The 26620-nt window shown below is 61.8% G+C and carries 22 protein-coding genes and 3 pseudogenes; 7 read left to right on the forward strand and 18 right to left on the reverse strand.

Annotated elements, in window-relative coordinates; all coding sequences use genetic code 11:
• Window positions 1-3: 3 nt before the first annotated feature.
• Genes QA639_RS35215 through QA639_RS35220 form a run of 3 tightly spaced genes read right to left on the reverse strand, consistent with a single transcriptional unit; the run spans window position 4 to window position 3152 of the window.
• Window positions 4-1716: an arsenate reductase (azurin) large subunit gene (locus QA639_RS35215; RefSeq protein ID WP_428841105.1), complete on the reverse strand. Its 1713-nt coding sequence runs from the start codon at window positions 1714-1716 to the stop codon at window positions 4-6.
• 41 nt (window positions 1717-1757) lie between these two features.
• Window positions 1758-2615 (reverse strand): arsenate reductase (azurin) large subunit, encoded by an 858-nt coding sequence (locus QA639_RS42080; RefSeq protein WP_428841106.1) that lies wholly within the window; start codon window positions 2613-2615, stop codon window positions 1758-1760.
• A 15-nt stretch (window positions 2616-2630) separates the two neighbouring features.
• Window positions 2631-3152, reverse strand: a complete 522-nt coding sequence (locus QA639_RS35220) for an arsenate reductase (azurin) small subunit (protein WP_283088443.1) — start codon at window positions 3150-3152, stop codon at window positions 2631-2633.
• A gap of 231 nt (window positions 3153-3383) precedes the next feature.
• On the opposite strand from QA639_RS35220, the gene QA639_RS35225 reads away from it, so the two are divergent.
• The gene (locus QA639_RS35225) at window positions 3384-3824 is read left to right on the forward strand and encodes an ArsR/SmtB family transcription factor (RefSeq protein WP_283088444.1); all 441 of its coding nucleotides are present in this window, start codon (window positions 3384-3386) and stop codon (window positions 3822-3824) included.
• A gap of 121 nt (window positions 3825-3945) precedes the next feature.
• Here QA639_RS35225 and QA639_RS35230 read toward each other — a convergent pair whose 3' ends face one another.
• The 5 genes from QA639_RS35230 to QA639_RS35250 all read right to left on the reverse strand — a co-directional run bounded on the left by QA639_RS35230 (window position 3946) and on the right by QA639_RS35250 (window position 10960).
• Window positions 3946-5151 carry a Wadjet anti-phage system protein JetD domain-containing protein gene (locus QA639_RS35230; RefSeq protein WP_283088445.1) on the reverse strand — a complete coding sequence of 402 codons (1206 nt, stop codon included), beginning with the start codon at window positions 5149-5151 and terminating at the stop codon, window positions 3946-3948.
• Entirely contained in the window at window positions 5148-8648 is a 3501-nt protein-coding gene (locus QA639_RS35235; RefSeq protein ID WP_283088446.1) for an SbcC/MukB-like Walker B domain-containing protein, read from the reverse strand. Before QA639_RS35235 ends, QA639_RS35230 begins: the two co-directional genes overlap by 4 nt.
• Window positions 8645-9286, reverse strand: coding sequence for a DUF4194 domain-containing protein (locus tag QA639_RS35240; RefSeq protein WP_283088447.1), 642 nt, complete (start codon window positions 9284-9286; stop codon window positions 8645-8647). Before QA639_RS35240 ends, QA639_RS35235 begins: the two co-directional genes overlap by 4 nt.
• Window positions 9276-10547 (reverse strand): Wadjet anti-phage system protein JetA family protein, encoded by a 1272-nt coding sequence (locus QA639_RS35245; protein ID WP_283088448.1) that lies wholly within the window; start codon window positions 10545-10547, stop codon window positions 9276-9278. Before QA639_RS35245 ends, QA639_RS35240 begins: the two co-directional genes overlap by 11 nt.
• A 212-nt stretch (window positions 10548-10759) precedes the next feature.
• On the reverse strand, window positions 10760-10960 hold the full coding sequence (locus QA639_RS35250; protein ID WP_283088449.1) for a hypothetical protein: 201 nt from the start codon (window positions 10958-10960) through the stop codon (window positions 10760-10762).
• A gap of 188 nt (window positions 10961-11148) precedes the next feature.
• On the opposite strand from QA639_RS35250, the gene QA639_RS35255 reads away from it, so the two are divergent.
• Window positions 11149-11604: a hypothetical protein gene (locus QA639_RS35255; RefSeq protein ID WP_283088450.1), complete on the forward strand. Its 456-nt coding sequence runs from the start codon at window positions 11149-11151 to the stop codon at window positions 11602-11604.
• A gap of 379 nt (window positions 11605-11983) precedes the next feature.
• Complete coding sequence (locus tag QA639_RS35260; RefSeq protein WP_283088451.1) at window positions 11984-12286, forward strand: hypothetical protein; 303 nt, start codon at window positions 11984-11986, stop codon at window positions 12284-12286.
• A 3973-nt stretch (window positions 12287-16259) separates the two neighbouring features.
• Here QA639_RS35260 and QA639_RS35275 read toward each other — a convergent pair.
• From QA639_RS35275 to QA639_RS35285, 3 genes are all read right to left on the reverse strand, one after another.
• A complete protein-coding gene (locus QA639_RS35275; RefSeq protein WP_283088453.1) occupies window positions 16260-16451 on the reverse strand; it encodes a hypothetical protein in 192 nt (63 codons plus the stop codon).
• Between the two features lie 419 nt (window positions 16452-16870).
• Complete coding sequence (locus QA639_RS35280; RefSeq protein ID WP_283088454.1) at window positions 16871-17095, reverse strand: PRC-barrel domain containing protein; 225 nt, start codon at window positions 17093-17095, stop codon at window positions 16871-16873.
• 83 nt (window positions 17096-17178) lie between these two features.
• A complete protein-coding gene (locus tag QA639_RS35285; protein ID WP_283088455.1) occupies window positions 17179-17400 on the reverse strand; it encodes a hypothetical protein in 222 nt (73 codons plus the stop codon).
• Between the two features lie 422 nt (window positions 17401-17822).
• Here QA639_RS35285 and QA639_RS42085 point away from each other — a divergent pair.
• Window positions 17823-18065, forward strand: a pseudogene (locus QA639_RS42085) (phage major capsid protein); the annotation flags it as partial.
• Between the two features lie 354 nt (window positions 18066-18419).
• Here the strand turns inward: QA639_RS42085 and QA639_RS35290 are convergent.
• The gene (locus QA639_RS35290) at window positions 18420-18674 is read right to left on the reverse strand and encodes a hypothetical protein (protein WP_283088456.1); all 255 of its coding nucleotides are present in this window, start codon (window positions 18672-18674) and stop codon (window positions 18420-18422) included.
• 20 nt (window positions 18675-18694) lie between these two features.
• Window positions 18695-19624: a non-homologous end joining protein Ku gene (ku, locus tag QA639_RS35295; protein ID WP_283088457.1), complete on the reverse strand. Its 930-nt coding sequence runs from the start codon at window positions 19622-19624 to the stop codon at window positions 18695-18697.
• Between the two features lie 374 nt (window positions 19625-19998).
• On the opposite strand from ku, the pseudogene QA639_RS35305 reads away from it, so the two are divergent.
• Window positions 19999-20242: pseudogene (locus tag QA639_RS35305) on the forward strand (hypothetical protein).
• A 244-nt stretch (window positions 20243-20486) separates the two neighbouring features.
• Here QA639_RS35305 and QA639_RS35310 read toward each other — a convergent pair.
• From QA639_RS35310 to QA639_RS35330, 5 genes are all read right to left on the reverse strand, one after another.
• Window positions 20487-20618, reverse strand: a complete 132-nt coding sequence (locus QA639_RS35310; protein ID WP_283088458.1) for a hypothetical protein — start codon at window positions 20616-20618, stop codon at window positions 20487-20489.
• Between the two features lie 257 nt (window positions 20619-20875).
• Window positions 20876-21514, reverse strand: coding sequence for a MarC family protein (locus tag QA639_RS35315; RefSeq protein WP_283088459.1), 639 nt, complete (start codon window positions 21512-21514; stop codon window positions 20876-20878).
• Window positions 21515-22288: 774 nt separating this feature from the next.
• Window positions 22289-22651, reverse strand: coding sequence for an SPW repeat protein (locus tag QA639_RS35320; protein ID WP_283088460.1), 363 nt, complete (start codon window positions 22649-22651; stop codon window positions 22289-22291).
• Window positions 22652-22766: 115 nt separating this feature from the next.
• Entirely contained in the window at window positions 22767-23252 is a 486-nt protein-coding gene (locus QA639_RS35325; RefSeq protein ID WP_283088461.1) for an Hsp20/alpha crystallin family protein, read from the reverse strand.
• Window positions 23253-23351: 99 nt separating this feature from the next.
• Window positions 23352-23804 (reverse strand): Hsp20 family protein, encoded by a 453-nt coding sequence (locus tag QA639_RS35330; RefSeq protein ID WP_283090676.1) that lies wholly within the window; start codon window positions 23802-23804, stop codon window positions 23352-23354.
• 633 nt (window positions 23805-24437) lie between these two features.
• Here QA639_RS35330 and rpoH point away from each other — a divergent pair.
• Window positions 24438-25385, forward strand: coding sequence for an RNA polymerase sigma factor RpoH (gene rpoH / locus QA639_RS35335; protein ID WP_283088462.1), 948 nt, complete (start codon window positions 24438-24440; stop codon window positions 25383-25385).
• Window positions 25382-26498, forward strand: a pseudogene (locus QA639_RS35340) (glycosyltransferase family 4 protein). Before rpoH ends, QA639_RS35340 begins: the two are co-directional and overlap by 4 nt.
• Window positions 26499-26620: the final 122 nt, after the last annotated feature.

Genomic DNA, 26620 nt, shown 5'->3' on the forward strand with positions numbered 1-26620 from the left:
CCCTCAAGCCCTGTATTCCGCGGACTTGAAGCTGAGATGCTTCACGCCCTCCGGCGCATCCGCGAGCTTCCGGATGTTCGCCCAGGTCTGCTTGTAGTTCGGGATGATGAATTCATTCACCCCGGGCGAGACCACGTTCCCCTGCACGCCGTTCGCCTGGGCGAAGAGCATGAACGTTTGCTTCGGCTTGGCGGTCGGCGTCGGATAGACCATGGCCTGGGTCGAGCCGTTGTCGTTGTAGACCTCGACCAGATCGCCTTGCTTGAGGCGCAGCTCGTCCATGTCTTGCGGGCTCATCTGGAGGTAGGGATAAGGCATCCGATCCGTGACGAACTCGTTGTCCTGGTCGAGATAGGAGCTCTGCCAGGTGACGTTTGCGCGGCCGTTGTTGATGAGGAACGGGAATTTCTTCATCTCGGCCTCCTTGCCGGGCGCCTGCAAGCCGCGCCACTGCGTCTCTATGAACTTGGCTTTGCCATCCTTGCTGTTGAACTTGCCGTCGGCATAGAGCCGCTTGGTGCCGAGGATCCGCTCGGTGCCGCTCGATGCGGGCGAAACCGTCGCTGACGTTGCTGCCCCTTTTTTCTGAACCGGCTCCTTTCCGCGAGTTCCTTCGATGGCCGGTCCCTTCAAGACCTCTCCCGTCGTTGTGCCGGTCGACGTGCCAGCGGCGACAGGCCCTGTGGTCTCAAGCCCGACCGCTGGCTCCTGGAAGCCGTTCGTCCCCATGGTGCGCAACCGGGCATAGGTGACGAACTCACCGCCCTTCTCATGCTGATGATAGCCGTCCATGAAGGCGTCTTCTTCGGTCTGCCAGTCGAAGCCCTTGAAGTGGTCGGCAACGTCGGCCTTGCCCTGCTCACGCAGCACCCGTTCCATGTGGTTGGCGATGCGCGCTGCGATCAGGCAATCGGGCATCGCCTGCCCCGGCGGGTCCATGTATTTCTCGGTGAGGCGCATGCGGCGCTCGCCGTTCATCGAGGTAAGATTGGCCTCCCCCGATGTCGCCGCCGGCAGCCAAACGTGGCTCGCCTCGCCGATCTTGGTCGGTACGATGTCGACGTCGACGGCAAAGAGCCCGCCCTTCTTGATCGCGTCGACGATCGCGTTGATCATCGCGGGGCGGTCACCATAGGGCGCCGTCATCATGGCGTCCTTCACCATGTCCGTGCGCTTCTTGTAGGCCTGCTTGAACTTGAACGCGTTCAGCGTCGTCTTGTAGTGGTCGCATCCCCAGATGTGGTGGACACCACCCTTGCCCTCGATCAGGAGTTGGTCGACGTAGGCGGCGGGTCGCCCGACATGCGCATCGGACGGCCGCGAGTAGCCTTCCTGGTGTCCGCCCATACGGACGCAACCACCGCCCGGCCGACCGATATTGCCCGTCGCGAGCGCGACGTTCACCAGGGCGCCATTGGTGCGGTAATTGTCGTTGCCCCAGATCAGGCCCTTCTCATAGGCAAACATCGTTCGCCGACGTGCATTGGCCGCTTTGGGCTGCGCGATCCACTCGGCGGATTTACGGATTTCATCGGCGGTAAGACCTGTAATCGACGCGGCCTCTTCCGGGCTGATCTTGTTGGCGGCCTTCATCTGATCGAAGTTGGTCGTCGAGGCATCGATGAAGGCCTTGTCGAGCCAGCCCTTGTCCGCGATGTAGGTCGTCCACGCGTTGAACAGGGCGAGATCGGTGCCGGAATTGATCGCCAGGTGCATGACGTTGTCTTTGCCGGCTTCGACCTCGCAGGCATTGACCGTCACCGTTCGAACGGATCGACGATGATGACCTTAGCACGTTCCACCGGCTCGGAACCAAACTCGGCCTTCTTCTTGTCGAGCGAAGTTCCGCGCAGGTTCGGGACCCAGTGATTCAGGAAGTAGTTGGTCTGGGTCTCGAGGGCGTTGGTGCCAACCGCGACGATCGTATCGGCGAGCTCGGCATCTTCGTAGCAGTTGTTGAGCTCGCCCACGCCCATGTCGCGGGTGGCGTGGACTTCCGAGTTGTACGCCGGCCGATTGTGAATGCGGATATTCTTCACCTTCATGGCGCCGAAGTAGAGCTTGCCGGTGCCCCAGGTGTTCTCATATCCGCCGCCGGCGCCGCCGTGGTCGAACGCCGAGACGAACACGCCATCTTCGCCCATCTCGTTCATGACTGCGACCGTCACGCGGGCGACGAGGTCGAGCGCATCGTCCCAGCTTGTGGGCTGCATCTGCCCATAGCGCCAGACCATGGGATCCGTGAGGCGCTGCAGTTGCGTATTGCGCTGTTGGGAGTAGCTCATCTCCGCCATGCGGGCACCGCGGACCGAGCCCAAGCCCGAATTCACGACGCAGTCTTTGTCGGGCTTGATGACGATGTGCACATCCTGCCCGTTCTGGCGAACGATGTTGTACATCGAAGGCGAATACCAGGCGACCGTCTCCGCGCCCTGCTGCTTGCTCAGATCGGCGCCGAACTTGTTCTGATCGGGCGCCGTCCCGCCCTGTTTGCTGGTGGACCAAGTGTATGCCTTGTAGCCGCATCCGACGATGCAATAGTGGCACGTTACGTTGGATTCCTTGGCGTCCGCGGGGATGATCGGGAGCCGGTCGATTTGACGTTTGTAGGCCATGGTCGTTCCTCCCCCTTAGAGCACGTTGGAAAGGCGGCCGTAGAGCAGTTCGTCCACGCCTTCGGCGTAGATGTCGCCCTTGTCATCGACGCGCAGCACGTATTGCGGGAGATTCTGCGTGGCCTGGCCCCAGATCTGCTGGCCACCCGCCTCGCAGTCGAAGCGGGAATAATGACCGGGACAGTTCATGGTCCGATCAGCCGCGCTGTAATTGAGGCTGAAGCCCTTGTGCGGGCAGATCGTCGTGAAGCCGACGACGTCACCCTCGGCGCCGACCCCGCCCGGCACCTGTTTGCCGAGTTTCAGAAGCACGCCGGGAGCGTTGGCGTCCGGATAGGAAACGTTCAGCGGCTCGTTGAGCTTGAGATCCTCGACGTTGGCCAGGCGGTTGACGGGATAGTCCACCCGTGCGGCTGCCGGCGCGGCTTGGGTTGACGAAGGCGTTATTGAGCTGACGGCAACGCCGGCAGCGGCAAGACCCGCCCCGCTCATGAAGCGACGGCGGCCGACATCGACCATACGATCGCAACGCGACATGGTGAATGCTCCTCGGGTTCGCCAGTACGCCTACTGGCGGGTGTTTCCTCGAGATCGGCCCGGTACGCCTACCGGCCGGAGCGCTCTTTATTCTGTCGCATGCCCGTCACATCGAAGGGCTACGATGTGTCGAGACGTCTCGACATATTCAATAGTCGAAACGTGCTGGCTTGTCACCTGCTCCGTGGGTTAAAGATGACGCACCTAGACGACTCGCGCGGAGACTACGGAATGCGGAAATCGATGCTGGCGGTCGCCAGCCACGCCAGCATGAGGTCGGCCGAAGGGAGCCTGACGGACCCTCACGCGATCTCCGCTCTTGCCGCACTCGCCCAGCCGACGCGGCTGGCGATCTTCCGGCTTCTGGTGAAGCACGAACCGGTCGGCATCACCGCCGGTGTAATCGCGGACACGATCGGCGCACCGCACAATACCCTCTCGAGCCACCTCGCCATTCTGGTGCGGGCCGGCCTTTTGCGCTCGTCCCGCGAAGGCCGCACGATCATCTACAGCTCTGACGTCGACGGCATGCGGTCCCTGATCGCCTTCCTGGTCAACGACTGCTGCGACGGCCATCCCGAGCTCTGCAACCTCGTCGCTGCGGACGCCGTGGCCTGCTGCGCGCCGGCGAAGACGAAGCCGGCGAAGAAGGCGATCAAGCGGAAGGGCTGATCCCGTGACCTGGACGCTCTGGGGACTGGCGGTCCGACGCTCGCAGGGCTTTTCGGCGTCATGCGGCCGCCGGTGCGGCGCACGAACAGCGCTAAGCCCCTTGAAGACACATATGAACGTTTCATGAGGCGCTAATTGCCGCCGATGGCCGCTCCGGCTCCAGCGCTTCCTGCTCCAAATGACGCACATCCGATCCGAACGCCAGCCATTCGGCCAGTTCGCGGACCCCGCTGTCGGATCTCGCGATCGAGGTCAAACTCGGGTCCGCCGCGGCCGGTTGACCGTAGTCTTCCGCCAGTTCCCTGCTCATCAGGTGTGGCCGTGGCCTGCGGGGCAGCTTTTCCTCCAGGTACCGGAAGATACGCAGACCGCCGGCGTCGATGTCACCCCAGTGAAGGAACGGCACGTCCACTGGCACTGCCGTCAGGACCTTCGACAGAAGCTCGACTACCCCGGCCGCCGGAAATCCACCGGTGTAGACGACCAGGCCGCCGTCCTCGATCTCGCGAACCTGCCGATTGAAGCTTGCGTAGTTCTCGATCGTCAGGACCGACGTCGGCCGCTCCAAGACCGACAGTTGCGAGAGCATCTCCGGATGAATGGAGGTGAACGGCTTGGCGCGGCCGTCGGTTAGACGGCCGCTGGCGTGCTCCACGGTAACGGGTCCCCTGAGGTGAACAGGGTGGCTGAAACGCTCCAGCCCGATGTGCGCCCAGACCACATCCGCCGCCGCGTCGGGCTGTCCGATCCGGACGCCGAGAACGGCGGCGAGCCGCGCAGCGTGCCGATCGAAGGCCTTCGTGTCGCTCGTTGCCTTTTGGGAGAAGGTTCGCGCGTCCAGTCCCCGGGCCTCCTGCCGCGAGATGGACCCCAACAGCGTGAAGAACTCCTTGGCGGCATCGGCCTGGGCGGCCGTCAGGCGATAGGCGGCCTCGCCGCGCGCCCACCTGGCTGTCATCTCGTCCAATAGGCTGGCAACCCATGGTTCTCCGGTCGCTGCAACCGGAAGCAATTCGTCCCTGACGCGCTGCGCGACCGCCGGCGCGGTCTGGCGACCAAGGTGACTGGCGAGCAATTCCAGGTTCAGGACACGGACCCGCTCGATCAGGTGGCTCCGGTCCCTCTTGCCCTGTTGCACTTCGACGGCGCCGAACCTCTCCGCCGCCGCCATCTGATCGTGGAAGCGGCTCACCTGCTGCGCGGTCGAGAGCCTGTCGTACTCGGGAGCCGCGGAGGCCGGTCGGGAGCGATCGGGGTTGCGCTCGCTCCGCTCCAGCAGCCGTTCGAGAAACTCGACGCCGACATCCACCGTGCGAAGATCGGTCATTCCGCGGCCTGGTCTTGTGGGACGGCTTCATCCTTCTCGGCGGCGATCAGCTCGGCTTTGAACACATCGAAGCCTTTGCGGTATGGATCGATCGCAACGATCGCGTCGCGGGCCTTCTCCGTCAGGAACTCGGTGTCGATCATCACCTGGTTGCCGAGCCGGTTCACGTTCACGACGGTGTCGACCACTTCCATGAACACGTGCCGCTTTTCGTCGGGGGTGGCCAGCATGACTTGCAGCCCCAGATCCCGCATGAATTCCGAGCACTGTCCGATCGCCTTCGTGTCCAGTCGGTTGAAGGCCTCGTCGAAAATGGCGAGCGACAGTCCGCTCTCGCCGGTGCGACGGTTCTGGTAGGTGGCGGCCAGCGAGGCGCCGATGGCGATGTAGAACGGCAATTGCCCTTCGCCTCCGGATCCCGTGCCCGCGCGGCTCGTCAGCGACGAGCGAATCTTGCCCTCGGCGTCCTGGATGTAGAGCTCGAAATTGAAATACTTGCGCGGATCCTCGATCTCCTCGGTCCGCGCATCCGGATTGGACAGGATCTCCTCGATCTGGCGGACGGCGCGCATCATGGGGGATTTCGCGTCGTCGCTGCGATCCCCGAAGAGCGGCAGATTGAACTCCGGCTTCCTGGACTCCTCGACGAGCTCGATCATGTCGACATGGGTCGGAGCTTCCAACGCCCTGAACGAGTAGTAGTCGCGCCCATGGAACTGACGATCCTTCAGGTGGCGGTTGAGCTCGTTCAGGGTGGACTTGATGCCGGTGAAGGCATCGTCGAGACGATGAAGGAGATCGTCGCGGAACGCCGACGTCATCTCGGTCGCGGCGTTCCGGCACTGCTCCTCGTACTGGACCAGCTCGTGAGCATCGAGGCGTTCCTTTTCAACCGTCGCCCATTGCCCCACGGCCGCTGGTGTTCCTTCCTCCGCGGTGAACGGCGGCACGACATGGAAGTCCTGACCGTGCTTGTTCATCGCATTGGTCAACTCGCGCATGAGCGTGGAGCGTCGAGTCGTGGACCGCGTCTCCATGTCCGCAGTGAGGCCCGTGATACGATCCGTGATCGACTCGGTGGCCATCTCGGTCACCTTCGTCCGATAATCGCTCATGTCCGTCGACTGCGGGAATCCGTCCCGCATCTGACGCGCGCGGGCGCGTCGCGCGGCCGCCAAGACGTCCCGGTTCTTTTGCATGTAATCGTCGTACGCGCCCTCGGCACGATCCCGCGCGCTTTGCGCAAGATTGAAGGCTTGTTGCGTCTCTGACTTCACCCGACCGGCCGTCTTGAGCTCGATGCCGAGGCGCTGCAGTTCGGCGACAAGCTTTGGATCGCGATTCCGCCTGGCATCCTCGATGTTCTTCCCGATCTCATCGAGCTTCCGATCGAAGGCAACCAGAGATGCGCCGCTGTCGAGGCATGTCAGGCCGGCCTCCCGCATCGACCGGAATTGCGCGAACATACCCTCAAACAAACGGGCGTCTTCTTCCGCCCGTCGGACGCCGCCGGCTGACTCAGCAAGCTCCTGCAGCAACTGCTGTCGTTCAGCTTCGAGCTGTTGGCGCATCTGGTCCTGCGTGGCGCGACCGAGTTTCAGGTAGCGCGGCTTCTGCAGCCGCCGGACCGTGCGCCCGCCTTGCATCATCAAGTCCGGGGTGATGGCGTTCTCCGCAGCCACCATCCTGTCCATCTCCTCGACCAACATGAGGTGGCCGATACGATAGTTGAGAAAGGCTCTGGCGTGACGGCTTTCCGTGGTGATGATCTGCGCCAGGGAGCCCTTTTCGGCCGGCCGGGTTTTGTCCGTCTTGGTCGTATTGATGACCTCGGCGTCCCTGTACGAATGCTCTCCGCCTTCCCGGAATATCTCGAGCGCGCGCACCGCTCTCGAGGGCTCGACGATCAAGGCTTCGCGGGAGCGACCGAGAACGGCCTCGGCCGCCATGCGCCATTTATCGTCGCGAATCTCGACGACTTCGCACAGCGGGGTGGCTTCGATGCCATGCGAGGCGAGCTGCCTGATAAGATCCCGGGTGCCGCCCTCGATGGGGCTTAACCCTTGTTCCATCCGCTTCAAGTTGCTGTCGATCAACTCGATGCGGTCCTGCAGGGCCTTGGTCGCTACTCGCGCGTGGAAATGGGCATCCGAAAACGTCTTTCGAGCCGCCTCGAGCCGTTCCGGATCGACAGCCACGAGAGCCGCGTCCAGGTGCGAGGCGCTGTCCTTCCAGTCTTCGGGCAGCGGCTTGTCCCACTCTGAAAGTGGGGCGCGCCCCCGAGCAACGACGACTGCACTCAGCAGCGCATGCAAGAGGTCGTCGCGCCGAACCAGAAGGTTCAGCTCGACCGCCTTCCTGATCGAAGAGATGAGCCCCTCGATCTCCTTGACGGGCGCCATGGCATTGGCGCGCTGCCCCAAGGTCAAGTTCCTATCGGACTCGTACATCTGGGCGAGCTGTTCGCCGTCGCTCGTTTTGATCGATAGCTCGACGGTCTTGTGATCGGCATCGAGCGTTGCGTGCCGGGCTGCAGCTGCCGTCGCTTCGACCTCGGCCCTACTCGCCGCACTACGAAGCTGCGCGAGAGCCTCTTCCTGCCGCCTCGCCTCTCGGCGAAACTTCTCCCACTCCAGGCGGACGATCTGCCATCCCGTAATGGTGATGACCCGTTCGTTTTCGAGGGCGCGGCCGACGATGCGGAGGATCCCGGCAAGGCTCGCGCTTTGCGACTTCAACTCCTCGATGCGGCGGGTCAAAGAACGCCAATGCTCGATGCCGCGCCGAAGCCTGTCGACCTGGAGAGGCTGGACATCCAGAACGTAGTTCCGTACGAACTCGGTCGGATTGTCCACGGGCTTCAGCAGCAGGGCGTTGCGGAATGCCCTCTGGAAGCGCCTCGGATCGAGTGGGAAACCCGCCGGCGACAAGGCCCTGAGCGATTCCGCCACGAAGTCAGTCGCGCTCGAGAACGCGTCGTCGACTTCGATTTTCCGGGCGCGCAACGCGTTGCGCACGGCATGCCACTGCAGCGTCTCGACCTCGTCATCGCCGACCGAAACGAGAATATCGTCCTTGGTCAGCGCCCCCTTGGCGATGAAGCGCGCCTCGCATGACTCCTCGCTTCGCGATGCCGATGCCGAAAACGCCACGCCGAGGCTTACCGCCGAGCCGTCTGCCAAGTCCTCGAAGACCAGGATGACGTAGGTGTAGGCATGCTGCCGCGTGGGCTCCGACCGCTCGCCCTTCTCGTCGAGCGAGACCACGCCGAGGCAGTAATCGCGCAGCGTCCGCTTGCTTCTGACGTTGCTCTGGGCACTGGGATTGAACCGGATGCTGGCCATGCTGGCGCCTGAAAGGACGGTCTGCACGGCGTCGATGATCGCCGATTTCCCCGCCCCGTTTGGACCGATGATCGCGGTCATGCCGCGCATGTCGACCTGTTGCGCCCGGAACAGATACCAGTCGACCAGAATGATGCGACGAAGTTCGATCACGCCTGCACCTCGGTCGCGGCGTCGGTTTTTGCTGTCGCTGCCGTGGAGCGCGACACGAACTCCTCAAGCGATCCGAGCGTGTCCTTGGAGACCACAATCGGCAACGCCGGTCGCAGGAACAGCGTGAAGTTCCTGTCGTCCCGATCCTCGATCCGCACTAGGCCACGCTGCCTGAAGCCGGCCAGGATTTCCTTGATCCGCCCGAAGTTCGGCCGCTCCCGATGGGTCCGATCTTCGTAGATCTGCAGGATCTGCTCGCTCTCGACCTCCACCTCGCCGAATTCCTTGGCCTCGAACCGCGTGAAGGCTTCCTCGTAGTGGAGCCGCAGCACCAGCAGGAGCAGGCTCTCGTCGAGCTTCATGCTCTGACGCGGAGGCAGTTCGTTCGCCACCAGGCCGACGTAACCGTCGTTCGGCCTGCCCACGACTCGGTAGCCGAGCGCGTCGAAAAGGTTCTCGAAGTAGCCCGTGTGGCGGCGGAGCGCCTCGTAGGAGGTCTTCATGCCCCAGTCGTTCTCGTAGATGAACTGGGCGCGCCAGAGCGCCTGGGCAGCTTGGCGCAGCTCCTTCTGCAGCTGGTCGCCGTCGTGTCCCTCGGAGTCCGCGTCGTCGATGAGTTTGGAAAGATCACGCAGCATCGGCCGTGGCCCTCGTTCTCTCGATCCGGAAGGCGGTCACGTCGATCCAGTCGTTGGCGGTGCGGCCCTCCTCGAGCGTGATCGTGAATTCGCCTAACTTAACCGAGCGGCCGACCGCCGCCAGGTTCGGCAGGGCCCGGTAGGCGAAGAGATCCGGGATGCTCTCGATCTCAATCTCGGCAGATGACACGGCGTCGCGGCCCTGCATCTGCCGACGAGCGAACTCGAGCAGCTTCTGGTCCGACACGCGCACCATCCGGTCGAACTCGGTCGTGGCCTGGACATACGCGCGCAAATAGGGATCCTGCTTCGGCACCTTGAAGCGCGTCCGCTCGGGCGGAGCCTTCGGCGGCGGAGGGGTGTACAGGGCGAGCGACGTGATCGGCAGGCCGACATCCGGCGACCTCAGCCGGATCTCGACCTCGTCGCTGCCGATCTTCGAGATCTGCTCGATCAGCCGGACGATCCGCTCGGCGGAGCCTTCTCCCATGACGTCCATGTAGTGGACGGTGGTGCGGATGCGGCGTTCGAGGCGATCCCTGAAATCCTCGATCTTGTCCATGAAGGGGCCGACGTCCTCGAACACGCTCTTGATTTTCTCGAGCTCCGCGACGACTCGTTCCTCGGCAGTAGCGATCGTGGCGCCCGCGGCCATGACACCCTGTTCGATGTACGCCCGCGCGATCTTGCCGAGGCGCTCGGTGTCCGCAAGCATGTCGCCCGCGAGCGATGCTATCGTGCGGCGGTGGCGGTAGGGATTGTTTGACGTTTTGAGCTGCTTGTAGTCGGCGATCAGCAGCCCGTCGACGAAGTCCTGGAAGAACGTGCGAAGGATGGCCGCCGCGTTCGGATTGCCCAGAATGCGGTCCTCAATCTCACGCATACCGGCAAGGATGCGGCGCATGCTGCGAGCGAACCGCAAAGCCGTGTCGTGCGCGTTGGCGAGGCCTTGGGCCATCGTCTCCGGCTCGCGGAACGCAGCTTCCAGGTTGTTCTTGACATCCACCACGGCGCCGGCGACGCGCACGCGGCTATTACCGAAGTCGGTGATCGCGCCCAGGACCATGAACGCGTCCGGGTTCATGTCGACATAGGTGCGCCATTTCTCGGTCTCTTCCGCGAGCCAGCCAGTGTCACGCAATCTGTAGTAGGCGAGGTAGTGGGCCTGGCTCGTGGTCTGATCTTCTTCAGGATCGCCCTCGGAAAGCTCCCCCATCGACCCGATGCCGAACTCGGAGAGACCGATCTCGATCTGCTTCACGACCTCCTCCCTGAGCGGCGTCTCAAGGATGCGGGCCGAATAAATCCTCTCGTAGAGGCGCATCAGGAGGCGGGCATAGACGTGCTTCTTCGGCCCCGACAGAGGCTTGAAAAGGGTCTCCGGAAGATAACCAAAAAGCTTCATCTATCGGTCCTTCAGCCAATGGATTGAACCGTCGCGCTCCTTCAACCGCAAGGAAAAACATTGGAGTTTCAGGGCGTTCTCCTTGCTTTCCTCCGCTTCAGAAACTCCCTCGCAGCCTGCTCCATAATATCCCAGGCGGCCCGATGCTCGTCGATGCCCACCTGCTTGATGTCGGCGATGACGTCCTTGTCCATCATCGCGATGAACGTAACCCGGTCCCCGATCGGGGTTCGTTTGCCCCTTTTCGGCGCCTTCTTCTTTCCGACCATCGACCCATCCGCTGCGAGAAACCCCTCGTTAACCATACGAGGCCCTACAGCAGGACGCCAGCGTTTGCGCCCTTTCTTATATAAGATGTTTTCCATTCTTATATAAGAATGAGCCGCTAACCGCTTGACTCGAGCTGACCTTCCTGCTCTTAATGTTCTTGTTTGATTCTCATTCGTGGTCAGTCGCGATGTCTAGCGTGCTGCAAGATTGGAGGCTGGAGCTCATCGGGGCCCATCCCGACCTCTTCCGCCCGTCGGCGGGCACCGGTGAGGGGGCGGAGGGCCTTCCGGAGTGCGGACCCGGCTGGCGCGATCTCATTGACCGGTATTGGACCGGCCGTCGTTCTCCGGAATCGAGCGCGCTCGTCGACGAGGCGATCGACCTGGCCGAGGCCCGCAGCGTTTGCACCTGCGAGATTTGCGGCGAGGCTGGCGTCCTGCGCACCGGCGGCTGGCTGACGACCCGCTGCGACTTGCACGCCGAGGAGCGCGCCCCCGCCGAGGTCCGCCCCGGATTCGAAAACGTCCACATCCTCCGCTACGGCTTGGGCGCGCAGCGCCAAATCACCGGCCGTCGCTACGACCGCGAGACCGACGCGTTCGTGGATGTCGATGCCGCCTCCCTCGAAATCGAGGAGGACTGACCACGCGCTTGTGGGTCATGTCCGACATCCATGCCGAGCTCACGCGGGGCTGGAACCTGCCGTCCGGCGCTGCCCGTCCGGATTACGACGTTCTGATCGTCGCCGGCGACCTTAGATGACCTCAAGGCAGAGGTAGCGCGCCTGTGCAAACAGCAACCAGGCAACAATAACCCAACGTGCAAGGACGCGGTTCGCTAGCGGCTTCTATTAGCCAGTCCCCATCCTTGGCGATACGTCAACCGATCGAATGCTCGAGCCTCGTTGGCCGCACACCGTGCATGTAAAGCGCGGCTCGAGATCAGACAGACGCATTACGTCCGGCCACCTCGCCGCATCCATCGTAACGTTGTGAGAACAGCGGTAGTCTTTGCAGAACACGATGATGCGCGTCGCGCCGGTTTCACGCATCTCGCCGAACGTGATTTGGCGGGATAGTCTCGCATGGGCTGAATTACAGCGCGCTGCTGGTGCAGGCCGCAATAGCACGACAAATTGCGTATTAGCGCTCACTCCAACGCAAGGCGTCGGTCAAGATCGCGCAGCCCAGGGAAAAGACCTCTCTTATACCCGTTCAAGCGCGGCCACCTTGTGGCATGGGAACGAATATCTCCGCGTTGACCCCGCCGCAAGAAAGTCCATGCGCATCGTTGGAACCCTGTCACAAGAACAATTGTTGTCTTGATGCACCGGCGGAGGCCGCGGAAGTGGCAGACGAACTTGAATATTCGGGTCACCGGCTAGTGGTCGTCGAGCAACCCGGCGGCGGATCGCTGGTTGAGATCGCGCCTCTCGACCGCAGCGGCCAAATCATTAGGACCATGACCTATCAAAGTTCGCGAGAAGCGATTGCCGCAGCAAAGAGGACCATTGACGAGCACTCCGGAGACAGACGCGCCTCGTAGGCGATAACCCTGGCCGATGCCGCCCTATACCGACGGCAGCGGGCCCGATCTGGAGGGGCGCCCGGGCTGCTTTCCAGGCAGCTTGGGAGCGTTCTATTCCGACCTGAGTCCGAAAAGCATCGAATTCCGGCACCATACCCAGGACGTGGCTAAGGGGCGGTTTGGCCGATCTGAGGAACGCTCACTGGCCTCGATTGTTGAGCAGCCATTATGGCGCCAACCGTCACTGTTCATTTTACCTGTCCCGGCTGCGGCATCGTCTATTCGGCGATCCAGGAACGCAGTGCAACCCATACGAATAGTTCCGGCACGTTCGATTGTCGGCAATGCGGAGAGCTTGTTCACCACTGGGCTGGGCTCTACGACTATAACGAATGGAGAATCGATGCTCTGCCCACAAAGCAACCTAAGATAAGAAATGAAAGACGTCGGTGACCGCCCCTACTCGGCCCCGAGAAAGCAGCCCGCAGGCTCATGGAGCACGCGCGAGCGTTCCAGCCGATCCAGGATGGCCGGATCTACATCGAGAAGATCAACTATCCGATGCTCTACCGGGACAAGGCGACGCCGGCTGAGTAATGGGCCAGCTTGGAGTACGCCAAGGATCAGGGCTGGCTCGAGCACCACGAGAGCGGGACCTACGTGCGGATGACGCAGGCCGGGAAAGACCTGTTCGGCTGACAAGAAACGGCCCCAGCAGTTCAGCCGATCAGCAACAATCCAATGGCGAAAGCGAATGCAATAAACGACGCTCCGGCTAAGCCGAGGAAGCCATAGTCCGACGCGACCAAATGATCCGGCTTGAGCAGCATGGACTTCACCTGCGTCCGAAAAACCGGCCCCAGCGCCCTGGGGAGAGCACTGAGGCCGGTAGGTTAGTCCCACTCCTCGTCGTACCGATCTTAAACCACGTTAATTGCAGGTTGTTCCCGAACGGAAACGGCCCCAGCGCTTGGGAGCACGCTGGGGCCATAGGCTTTCCACTCACACTGTCCAAATGCGGCTTGGTCGGGCTGATGTGCCGCATTCGTCGGACGAACAAGCTTCAGCCACGTTCGTTCCTAGCAGCCATAGAAAAGGCGCCAGCACCTTTGGGGCCGGCGGGCTAGGAACCATGGAGAAGGCAAAGCGTATAATTTCGCGCTTCTGGTCAGCCAACCGCCCCCCGACTGCCAGAAGAAAACCCGTGTCAGATTCGGGTTGGCGGCCCCCCGGTTGGGGCCGCTTCCAGCGAAGTCGTGATATGACTGTCGCTGGCATCGTACATGTTATTTGCGGAGCTATTTTCACAGGTCGTGGTTGCAATGGAATTTATTGGACGCCCGATGCGAGGCCGTTTCCTCGTTCGGCAAGGTGGCAATGGTTGGATGGTCTACGACAGCGAGCTCAAAGGACCAGCTCAGATAGAAAAGAACGGGGCATTCGCCGATAAGCTCACAAAAGAACAGGCTGAGGTTCTCGCGGGGCGCCTGGCGACACGCAAACCGGTGACCTCTGATCGCTCATAAGAAGGCCCCCAACGCCCTGGGGTAGAGTGCTGAGCCCAGGGCAGTGGTCCCACTACATCGTACAGCTCGTTCGCGCAACAGAAACGGCCCCAGCGAAACGCTGAGGCCGAGTCGACGGCCCTGGCGAGGTGCCAGCCGGGGCCACCGGCATAACGGGTTATGAATGTGCCCGGAATCTTCGGGGGCAAGAGCCGGGGCACGTTCATTCGTCCAATGCCGCTCTGCCGCGAGCGACGCACAATTAACGACGGTTCGAAAGCGCCGTTCCTAGCGCCGGCGTTCACATCTCATCGCATGAAAAGCCAAGTCATGCTGGCGACGAGGGCCGCAAACGATACCGCCGCAGCGCACACGAAGGCGACTTCCACGCCGTCGAAATGATGGTGATCCATCGGCATGGTGTGGCCTCCTTAGATCGGCGCGCGCGGGCTTGCGGACAGAAGCCACTCCGCCAAATGGGCAGTGGTTTCGTCGTGCCTCGCTCGTCTTAGTAGCGACTCGCGCTCTCGACCTGGGGGGAGTGCCTCAGCCCGTCTGCGTAGCTCTCTGGCTTCCTCGGTAAGGCGTTCTTCAAGGGGGTACATCTGCTTTACTCTGCGCCGTCGCTTCATGGCTCCTCTCTCCAAAGCTGACGTTGCTGCCCCAAAAATGCAAAATGACCGAAAGAGCGGAAACGTTCCACGGTGTGGGTGGGCTGAACTCGCAAAACCTGCCACTGATATCTATCTTCCGGGCATGCCGATCACTCGAAGGCCGCTGGAAATCTCGCCCGAGGTCGCCCGGCAACTCGCCGAGAAGATTGCGGGCATTCCACGCCGAGTACCGACCCGCTCAAGCGGGACGAAATCGCCGCGGATACCAGGCACCTGCTCCTAGGGCACATGCCGAAAAGGGCGCGAAGCTTCGACTTGCCGATGTCCTCGAACTGTTCGAACTGATGCGATGACCGAACCAGCATGCATCCTTTGCGACGATACCGGCTGGGTGTGTGAACGACACCCCGATCAACCCTGGACCGGCAACCACGCGTGCCGGTGTGGCGGCGCTGGTGCGCCCTGCCCGAAGTGCAACAGACCGAAGCCGGAAGACGGCATCCCAAGGCTGCAACGAGGGTTTCGAAACATGTTCAGCACACGCAATCGCCGAGGCGAGTAAAATTCGCCCTTGCTAACACCCTTCGGTTGATTCCGACTCTCCGAAGGATCACCGGAGTTAGACGGCAGTGGCAACCATTGGCGCTGTGACTTTTCTGGTATTGGTCGGCATTGCGATTGGGGCGTTCGCTGCCGCCCCGTTTCAACGAGCGCGCATCTTATCGTCGGCAGATGACTGATAACGCGATGCGATCCATGGGCAATTAGGCCGCCCCTTGCGCACTCCCTCTGGTTGCTGAAGGATAGCTCTCTTTTGGGAGGGCATCGATGTGGTCAGCCCTCAGATTCCCGTTAGATAGCGTGACGTTCAGCGAAGGGCCATCGAAACCGCCCGCTGGTGGCGGCGGAGGCGGCGGTGGCGTAGTCGTCAGCGATTTCACCTCGCATATAAGCAACGATTCCGCAGTGATCTCGACCATATAGATTTCGCCGTCGCGCACGCTCAGATGCCACCTCCGACACAAAACCGTTGGAGAGCGCTTCTGCCGCAGACCATTTTCTGTTTGCGATCATCCAGCCGCGAGCAACCGCTTCGGAAACACCGAGGCGCGATGTCAGGAGCGATGCAGTTTTGTCGTCGCTGGCGTTGAGCGATTCGTTTATCGCGCTACCTTACCGCTCCCCCCGCCTTTTGTGCGGCCCGCATGAGCTTTGTCATAACGTCGGAGAAGCGTCTCGATCTCAGGATATCTTGCGCCGATCCGCGCAACATCAGGCTGGAAATCCAAGAGCCAATTCTCTCTCAGAAGCGCATCGATGGAACGAACCGTCACCTCGTCGGGCCAAATTTCAACGATCTCAGATCGCATAGTAATTCATTACCCTTCACGGAGCGCCCATAGGCTCGATCAGCCTCACACGTTTCTCATACTGAGCACGTGGTGGCCAATCAACCGTTCGTCTCTCAGCTGTAGAAGCGGTAGTCGGGCTGTTCGATCTGTCCGAATGGAACATATTTAAGCACCCTTCCGACTTGGCGCGCAGCGCGAATCGGAATGGGCGATGCCTGAGCGAACTGCGTTGAGTTCCAGTTCATTTTGGTCAGCGCGAGATACGACGCGCCGGACTGTACTTCTCAGCGATGTAGGCAGCTACGCGTTCTTGCGCCTCTCGATCTTGGCTGCAAAGCATCCCGTGGCGATATGCTCGCCACCGACGGCCGACAGGATCGCAACGCTCGACGAGGTCGGCGGCGGCATGTTGCAGCAGCGCTCGACGCGGCCGAGCTCGCGCCGCAGGTCGGCACCAGCATTTGAATGAGCCCACGGACTTATGCACGCCATCGTGCCCAATGCAGGAGAGACCCCAGCGAGCGCATTCGCTGGGGCCTGCTTCACTATGCATTTGCGCCGCCTTCCCGAAATAAGTGACGGCCCACTGGATCTAAATAAACCGTGCAATGAAAAGGTATCCCGCCCAGTAACTCTGATAATCAGTGAAACGCCCAGTTCCGAGAATTACAATTGTTATGATTCAGAAAGAACCTCCAATGGTTCTCGATGCATTCACTAGGTTAGCGCGTCAGCGGTCATGCTCGCGACCAGAACCAAAAAGCTCAGCGCTGTGACCGACGCGAAAGTCCGCTCCACTCCATTCATTTGTTCCACTGCTCTATCCTCCCGATAGAAGCCAGTTTTCGCAGCCCGACCAGGTCGGTGTCATTAGCATCGGTTACAGCCCGGAGAAATTTCTGACCGCTCCCTCAGCGCTCCTCTTCGAGTTGTTTGATCGTTGCGATTGGCCATCGGCCTTCATGTCCCCCAATCCCAATCCGAAGCCCGTGAATGTCGTCTACAAAGACGTGATCAATTGTACCGGCCTTGCCATCGGACAAGATGACGCCCTTGCCAACCAATTCTTTCTCGGAAGCGTGAAGTTCGGACAGAATGTTGAGAGCGTGTTTGCAGCAGTCATAAAACTCGTTCATTTTGCGCGACGCTCTTAATGTTGCAGCGAGGCAGATTCGGTATCTTCCCGGAGCCGGGCTCGAGCCGAGATGGCGGCTTTTAATCACGGCGCTGACGAGCACATCGCTGACAGCAGCAGGCACAATGGTTCGGACCATTCGCTCGTCAGGTCTTTAGCAAAAGTGAATCTCTTCTGTTTTTTCCCGACCACGGCCGCCCGAGCCAAATAAAGGCCTGAGCGCGAGGGGGCGTCGCCGAGGCCGAGGTCGCTTCGTTTCCACACTACCGGATCAAGTCCAGCCGCTTCTAGAAGCGGCAGCATCATGAATCGTTCCGGCTAGAGCCACCGCCGGTACCGCGCAAAGCGCGCGGGGTGTGTAACGCCTCTTTCTTCAGTTCCTGAGTTGCTCGACCCGCGCCGTCGCCTGGACAGCGGGAACGCGGGCTCTTTCTCCGCCCGCGCCAATAAGGCAAAGGAGGCAAAACCGCGCTCGAGCAGCTCAATACGCTGCGGGGCAAGGCAACCCTGACCGACGCCAAGACTTCGCAGGTCGGCGAGCTCGAGACCAAGGTCGACGCGCTCGAGGCCGAGGTCGCCGAGCTCGACAAGCAGATCGCGGCCGATGAAAAGAAGTTGCGCCGCACGGCCCTGTTCGGCTTTTCGACCGCGCTCGGCGGTCCACCGCTGGCGACGTCGTCAAAGATATCAATCCGGAGCGGACCGGCGGTTTCCGCAGCGTCGCGGAATTGGCGGTTTCGGTTCGGACCGCCATAACGGGCGGCGGCCTCGATCCGCGCCTCGGCGCAGCGCCGACCAATTTCCAGCAGAACCAGGGCGGCAGCGGCGAGGGCTTCCTGGTGCCGACCGAGTATCGCGAGCAGATCTGGGCGCTCGTTTTCGACGACCAGAACCTGCTCGGTTTCTGCAACCTGGAGCCGACCCAGGGCAACTCGATCGCGATCGCAAAGGACGCGACCACGCCCTCGGGGGCCTCCGGGGTCCAGGCTCTTTGGAGCTCTGAGGGCACGCAGAGATCGCGGACAAGGCCGAGCGCTTTCGCTCGACCGGGCATGATGAGGCCCGGCTCCTTGAAACAAGCTCAAATCTGGGCGATGGCAATTGCTTCGTCTTCGCTTTGTCGGCGCCTAGTCATGAATAAAAAAACTCAAAGAGAGCTAATAAATCTGCGTAGGATGAGAGGGAGCAAGTCGAACGGTTCTCAACAAGATCAAACAATGTCGTCGGGTGGCGACGCGCTGCGACAGGTTCGCCACCAACTACCTCGCCTTTGTCCATTCACATCTATCCGGCTATGGCCGGCCGCGCGTTATGAGTCGACGCCATTAGCGCCGGCGCGCGACCCAAACACCTAGCAGGAACGCGACGAACAACGACTGCAATGGAGCCTTAGTGGTCACCTTGCGCAACTGGTCGGCCCATCGCATCGCGGCCTCCGGCGCGGGAGACTGGAATGGCCGAGGCCTTCCTCCCGCTTGCGCCGAGGCGCTCGGCATCGCGCCGGCAGCGGGCCCGCTGCCATCCTGATCGTCCACAAGCCCAGAGGCTTCCGTCATCGCCGAGGCTTCTTTCATATCCATGCGGCTCTCCTGCTCTGCCTTCAGGCGGACTTGCGCTGCGGCTTGGCCGCAGCCTTCTTCGCCGCCGCCTCCTTGGCCGGCTTCTTGCCCTCGATCGCCATCAGCATCTCCTTCTGCCCGCTGGCCGCCTTGCGTGGCTTCTTGGCCGGCTTCTTCGGCGCCTCGGCCTTGGCCGCCGCGCCGCCGACGCTCCGGCGCAGCGCCTCCATCAGATCGACGACGTTGCCGGCGTCCGGCTTCTCCTTCGGCGTGATCGGCTTGCCGGCGCGCTTCTGGTTGATGAGGTCGATCAGCGCAGTTTCGTACTGGTCCTCGAACTTCTCGGGCTCGAACCGCCCGGACTTCTGGTTCACGATGTGCTTCGCCAGGTCGGCCATGTCCTTGGTGATTTTGACGTCCTGGATCTCGTCAAAATATTCTTGCGGATCCCGGACTTCGTACGGGTAGCGCAACAGCGTGCCCATGAGACCCTTGTCGAGCGGCTCGAGCGCGATGATGTGCTCGCGGTTGGTCAGCACCACGCGGCCGATCGCGACCTTGTCCATCTCGCGGATGGTCTCGCGGATCACCGCGAAGGCGTCGTGCCCAACCTTGCCGTCCGGACGCAGGTAGTAGGGTCGGATCAGGTAACGGGGGTCGATCTCGCTGCGGTCGACGAACTCGTCGATCTCGATGGTGCGGGTGGACTCCAGCGCGACGTTCTCGAGTTCTTCCTTGGAGACCTCGATGTAGGTGTCGGTGTCGACCTTGAAGCCCTTGACGATGTCTTCGTTCTCGACCTCCTCGCCGGTGTCTGCGTCAACCTTGGCGTACTTGATCCGGTGGCCGGTCTTCCGATTGAGCTGGTTGAACGAAATCTTCTCGGACTCCGAGGTGGCCGAATAGAGCGCGACCGGACAGGTGACGAGCGACAGCCGAAGGAAGCCTTTCCAGTTGGCGCGCGGGGCCATACGCAGAACTCCGTTACGATTTGATTCAAGACGATTGGCCGCCGGCAGTTCCGACATCCCGCGCTTCCTCGCGAATTCATCGTCAACCGGGCGTCGAAGCGGCCGAATCCGCGTTCGGGCGGCTTGACTCCATGTGAACAAAAAGGGAACGTGGGTATAGCCGCTGCGCCCGAACCTTCCGCGCCCTCCGCCGGAGATCTGGAGCTCGCTGCCGACCAGGCCATTGCGGCCTGCGGCGGCGATCCCCGCGAGGCGGACGCTGATAGTGGCCAACGGTTTTCTCGAAGCGCAGGTCGAGGAGCTCCGCGCTTCGGTTTCTGCCGGCTACTCGCGCGGCCGGTTCGACCTCTCGCGCGATCGTAAGGACGACTGAGATGTCCGAGGTGACCTACTACGTCGCCCTACCCTTCGTGGCCGCCGACGACGGGTCGCGGCCGGCGAAGCAGTGGAGTGCCTGAGCGCCAACACCGCGGTGATGCGAGCCGAGGCGCTCTCGTAAAAGCCCGGCTGCGCCGGCGCGGTCACGTTCAGCCCGCAGCGGAAATCCCGCCACCGGCGAATTCGGCGAAGGTGATCCGGAAATTCGGCGACGTGCCGGGTGATCTGAGCGCGCTGTGAGCCTCGCGGAAGTACATGAAAGTCTGTGAACTGATCGAACTGTTGAAGGATCAGCCGTTCGAACGGAGAGTCGTGCTGCGAGGGTACGAACAGCCGACATTTCAGGAGTGAGAGAGCGGCCGCTCAAGCTGGATGCCAACGGCGAGTGGTGGAACGGACCGCACGAAGCATCCGAAACGGAAGTGGCCATCGAGCCCCTGAGAATTGATCGGGATCCGGATTAGCACCGAATATTCCGGGCCAGCTAATTCGCTGGCGGCTTCAGCGAGCTCTCGATCCACTTCCGGGCGACAGGATCGTGCAGCGGATCGTCCTCGCAATCGGGGCAGACATAGCGCTGCGGGCTCGTTGCCGTCTCGTCGCGGACAAGCTTCATGGGCCGCCCGGAATGAGGGCACGGCTTCCGGACCGCTGCAGCAGCAACATGACTTCCCCGCCGCGGCCTGCGTAGTGCCGTTTGCCGGACGGGCACAAGCGCGTCATGGGAAGTTTTCCGGGTGCTTGACGTCAGACCCGCCAGATACTGAAATCCGGGTTTCGCTGACGTTGCGGGTGGTCGACCCGCCCCCGAGGGTGCGACCAGGAAGCCGTCAAACGTTGAGATAAGTCAAAAGCGAGGGGCGCATCAGGTTTTCACTCGGTTACGAGGAGCCGAGCGCCTCGAATACCGTCGAAAATGAATTGGACCGCGAGGGTCGCCAGCAGGATGCCGGCGAGCCTCGCCAGCACGTTGGCGCCGGTGGCCCTCAACACCCGGTGCAAGACGTCCGTGAAGATCATACCGAGATAGGTCAGTAGAAGGCACAGCAGCATGGCCACCAGTACGATCATCGAGCCGAGGGGGTCACCGGCGGCCTGCCCCATCAGCAGAACGACCGCCGTGAGGCCGGCCGGTCCCGCGATCACCGGAAATGCCAGGGGGAAAATCGCGATGTCGCCGGGCGCCATCGCCTCACGCCGCTCGAGCGCGGTGAGCGAAGACAGACCTGAGGGATGGGCGAAGATCATCTGGATGGCCTGCAACAGCAGCAGGATGCCGCCCGCAACTCGAAAGGCATCCAGAGAAACCCGAAGGGCGGCCAGCACCCGATTGCCGAACAGTGCAAACCCGAGCAGGACAATTCCGGCGATCAGGACGGCCTGCCAGGCCAGACGAAACCGCTCGGGCCGGTGAACGCCCGCCGTCAGGCCGCCGAACACGATCGCGGTATCGATGGGTCCGATCGCCACAAACAGGGTTGCAAAGGCGGTGATGGTGAAGCCAGTGAGCATGACGGGCTTACCCTGAATCCTCCCCCAAAGCAGCCTGCTTTTGGGAAGCCGGCGAGCGCCATGTTTCCGTGCTCAACGGCGAAGTTCGGATCGCCGATTGGGCTGCGGCCAGTATGTTTGTTGAGGGGTCCCATGCGCGGTCTTCTCAATCCTTCCGGAAGAGAAAAATCATCCACCCGGCCGTCGTCGCTTGAGGGCCCGGGCGGTGCCTTTCGCGCGAGGATCTGCGGACCTGGTTGCCGCTGCGCACCGTCGTTCACTGTGCTGGGTGCGCGGCATTTCTCGCTCATGCCGGCGAACAGGCTCCTTGCCCAAGATCCCATTCTTGCGAAGGACGCTAATTTCGGCCAACCCTCCATACTCACCACGCGCAATCGATTTCAGGCAGCGGTCTGCTTCCGCGCGGCCTCCATTCTTCGGAATAGCTCCAGCCACCGCTGCTCTTTTGGAGAGAGCGGTAGATCGGAAGGCCTCCAAGCCGGCTTGCCATCGAGCGGAAGCTGAGCATCCAACAGTTCGAATTCGGTCGTCTCCTCGGGAGTAAGGCCCACAAGCACTCGGCGACGCTTCTTATCAAGCGTGATACAAGCACGAAGTCAGCGGCACGGCTTCTCTGCTTGGCGCAAGGGCCGACTGAGAAGCTATTGGCATGTTCCCTTTCACTGCAGCACCCATCATGGTTGATCTCGCGGGCAACAAGCTTGGCCAGCAAATTGGCGCAGTCTCGCAGATAAAATGCGAAGGGAGGCTGGCAGCGACCTCCCTCGCCGAGCATCAGGCCATCACACGCGGATGGCTCTGGTGCAGTTGCCAGATTCGCAGGGCAGCAACAGCCGCCACCAGGATTCCGGCGATGGCGTGGAGCGGTGTCACCGTTGCCTTGGCCGAGAAGAGCAGCACCCAGGGCGACACGGCGACCCAAGCGCCGGCGGCAAGCGCCATCCACTCGGGCCATTCGGCGAAGAGCGCCAGCGCTGCTACAGCCAGCGCAGCGATCAGGATGCCGCTCAGCCAGGCATTCCAGTTCGTGGGACTTTCAGCGGCGAATCCGATGGCCCATGGCGATACGAACAAGCCCAGGCCGATTGCAAGGTTGACCACATCAGCGAGTATGTCCTTTTTCCAGGCGGTGTTCATGGTTGCAACTCCTTACATTGGCTCCTCTCATTCATTCGAGTTCGATTGACCTGTCATTGTTGATTGGCAATGGCCTCGACGGGGCGAGAGCACAAGACTCCCGCCCGCCCCGCGGTTACTTGCCGTTGATGGCGATCCGTTTCACGTTCGGCTGCGCGGTAGGTAGCTTCGGCAGCGTTACGCTGAGAACGCCGTTTTTGAACGACGCTCCGACCTTATCCTGGTCGATATCGTCAACCGGGATCGAACGCTCGAAGCGCCCATAGTAGCGCTCGCTGAAGCGGCGCTCCTTGTCTTCGGTCTCGCTCTTCCTCTCACCGCTGATCGTCAACATGCCGTTCCTCAGTTCGAAGTTGACGTCCTTCTCTTCGAGACCGGGAAGTTCAGCGATAACCTTGACTTCCTTTGCGGTCTCCTTGACCTCGAGCTTCGGCCAGCCCATCGCCTGGGAGCTGAACGCAGTGATGTCGAACGAGCGGAACGCGTCGTCGAAAAGCCGGTTCATCTCGCGGTGAAGCGCGAGGAACGGATTGGGCTCGTTGCGCTGCAAGCTCAGATCACGAGAGCCGTCGTTCCACGGAATGAGATCGCGTAGTGCCATAGTTGTCCTCCTCTCTGTTCTTCATGTTCACTGGACAGAGCTCCGCCGCGCGCGGCCAAGCCGCGCACAAGCGGTCCGACAACCTCGAACGGAACTCCGTTAGGCCGTCTGCTTCTGCTCGATTTGCAGGTTGTCGTTGCCGGCGGTTTTGATCGCGATGCGACGCGGTTTCATCGCCTCCGGCAGTTCCCGAACCAGAGTGATCGTCAGCATGCCGTTTTCGAAAGTCGCATCCTTGACCTGGACATAGTCCGCCAGGTTAAAAACGCGCCTGAACGCCCGCAGGGAGACTCCCTGGTACAGGTAGTCGCGATTACCCTTGTTGGGCTCGCGGCCCTCGACGATCAGCGTCGATGGCTCGGCGGTGATGGTGATCTCCTCCGGGCTGAAGCCCGCCAGCGCCAGCGTGATCTGGTACTGGTTCTCGCCGGTACGCGCGATATCGTACAACGGATAATTGTCGCTGTCGTTCGTCGCGTTGTTGACGAGGTCGAAGAGGCGATCGAATCCGACGCTCGAACGCCAGAACGGGGACATTTCGTACGTTCTCATAACCACATCCTCCTTGAGCAACATGGATAGAGGCAACGCCGGGATTTCCGGCGGTCTCGGCCGGACCCTGACGGCATCCGGCGCCACACCTGTGGCACCACAAGAACTAGAAGGGTCTCGGGTGATTTCAAGGGCGACACCCGCGCACGAATTGCATTTTTCCTCTGCCCTGGCCCGACCTCGAGAGAACCGCGCGCACCGCATCAGCGCCGGCCGCGGGTGGCCACGTTCGGCGCTGCGCAACTAACCCGCGCGAGCCGCCATTCCGAGCTCTCACCTCTTGACGCCGCGCGGGGCTTCCCTACGGCGGACAGCTGCACGACTTCGCCAGCACAAGCTTTAACCGTCACGCCGTGACAACTTCGGGCGTCGTGCCGCGATGCCGCTCTGACGCCCGGTCCAATAGCCAACAAGCCGAACATCGCACGATACCGGGCGGCTCCAGTTGCTTCGTCCACGCCCCTATCGACAGGGCCCGTGCTCCCGGCAATCTGGTTCGTCGACTTTCAAATCTCGAAGGAACAAACCGCCGGCTTCGACATTCTGTGGACGCCGCCGGCATGACGGGCGCCGTTTCCGGGCCCAAGCCATGCTCGGTAGCTCAACCCACTTCGCTCTGAGGAGGAATTGGAAATGAGCACCCTGTCGGTTCTATCGAATCTGCCCGCGATCCATTCGGACGGCGGGCTTTCCCGTTACCTCGCCACCATTCGCAAATTTCCGCTGCTGAGTGCGGCGGACGAGGCCATGCACGCTCGCCGCTGGCACGAACACGGCGATCGCGATGCGGCGTATCGCCTGGTCACAAGTCACCTCCGGTTGGCCGCCAAGCTGGCGCTGCGGTATCGCGGCTATGGCCTTCCCGTCGCTGACCTGATCTCTGAGGCGAATGTCGGCCTGATGCTGGCGGTGAAGCGCTTCCAGCCCGAGAAAGGCGTTCGGCTCGCGACGTATGCGATGTGGTGGATCAAGGCGACGGTCCACGAATACATTCTCAGGTCCTGGTCGCTGGTGAAAATAGGCACCACTGCAGCCCAGAAGAAGCTGTTCTTCAACCTGCGAAAACTCAAAAATCGGATTTCTGCAAGCGAGGAAGTCGACCTATCGCCGCAGCAGGCCGAATATATCGCGGGCGAACTGAAAGTAGCTCCGCGTGAGGTCGTCGAGATGAACGGGCGGATTCGGGGTGATACTTCGCTCAACTTGCCCATCACGCGGGAGGAGGGGTCCGAGGAAATCCAGGACTGGCTGATTGATCCGGCCCCGGACCCGGAAACCCTGCTATCGGAAACGGAGCATCGCAACCGGACATGGAGCGCACTGAACGACGCGCTCGCGCTCCTTAACCCCCGCGAGCGCCATATTGTGGGCGAGCGATTCCTGGCCGAACAGCCGAAGACCCTGGAGGAGCTCGCCGCCACTTTCGGCGTGTCACGCGAGCGCATCCGCCAGATCGAAGTTCGCGCACTACAAAAGATCAGGGACGCGCTCGGGGCTCACTTGGATGGATTGCCTCCTGGCTTTCCCGGCGGATGGAGGCCCCCGTCTGGCGCAGCGGCTTCTGCGGAGAGACAGAAATGAGGATTGCACAGATAGCCCCGCTATTCGAGAGCGTCCCGCCCCGGCTGTATGGAGGAACGGAGCGGGTCGTTTCCTGGCTGACCGAGGAGTTGGTCCGACAAGGCCACCAAGTGACGCTGTTCGCGAGCGAGGACTCCATCACCTCCGCCGCGCTCGACCCCTGCACGTCTCGCGCGCTGCGCCTCGACCCCGACGTCCGCGACGCGCTTCCCCACCAGATGATCATGCTCGACAAGGTGCGCGAGCGCGCCGACGAGTTCGACATTCTCCACTTCCACACCGACTATCTGCATTTTCCGCTGTTCCGATCTGAACGCGGCAGGACGCTGACCACGCTGCACGGCAGGCAGGATCTTCCTGATCATATGCCGTTCTACCGCCGGTTTGCGGACATGCCGCTGGTTTCGATCTCGGACGCGCAACGGTCGCCGCTTCCAGGCGCGAACTTCGTAGCGACGGTCTATCATGGCCTTCCGCTCGATCTGCACATTCCGAGCTACAATCCGAAAGGCGGCTATCTGGCGTTTCTCGGCCGGATCTCACCGGAGAAACGTCCCGACCGTGCCATCGCGATTGCGCGGGCAGCCGGCCTTCCGCTCAAGATAGCAGCGAAGGTCGACAAGGCCGACGACGCCTACTTCCGCGGCGTCATCGCCCCGATGCTGAACGAGCCAGGAATTGAGTTCATCGGCGAGATCAATGAGAAAGCCAAAAGCGAATTTCTCGGCGAAGCGGCCGCGCTGCTCTTCCCAATCGACTGGCCGGAGCCATTCGGCCTGGTCATGATTGAAGCCATGGCCTGCGGCACGCCGGTGCTCGCCTTCCGTTGCGGGTCGGTCCCGGAAATCGTCGAGGACGGACTGACCGGACGCGTCGTTGTCCGACGTCAACGAGGCGGTGCGCGCCGTTCCCGGGTTGCTGCAGCTCGACCGCAAGGCCGTCCGCGCCCGGTTCGAGGAACGTTTCTCCTCCGCCCGCATGGCGGCGGAGTACGGCCGAATCTACCAGAGGATGGTTCGCAGGCTTCCGACGCCCAGCTCCGGCTATCGGCACTCGCTGCGTGTTCGGCCGGCTTCCACGGACACGGCCTCGGAATCGCCCACGGCCGCGTAAGCCGAGTAACTTGAAGGGACGGACCTACGGCACTGCGGAAAATCGGCAAGGAGATCCGCGCCGTCCCGCCTGAGATCACCCAGGCGACGGCTCCGCGTTGTCGCGCCAACGTCATCGCGGAA

Origin of the sequence: Bradyrhizobium pachyrhizi, assembly GCF_029714545.1 — a bacterium.
GTDB lineage: Bacteria > Pseudomonadota > Alphaproteobacteria > Rhizobiales > Xanthobacteraceae > Bradyrhizobium > Bradyrhizobium pachyrhizi.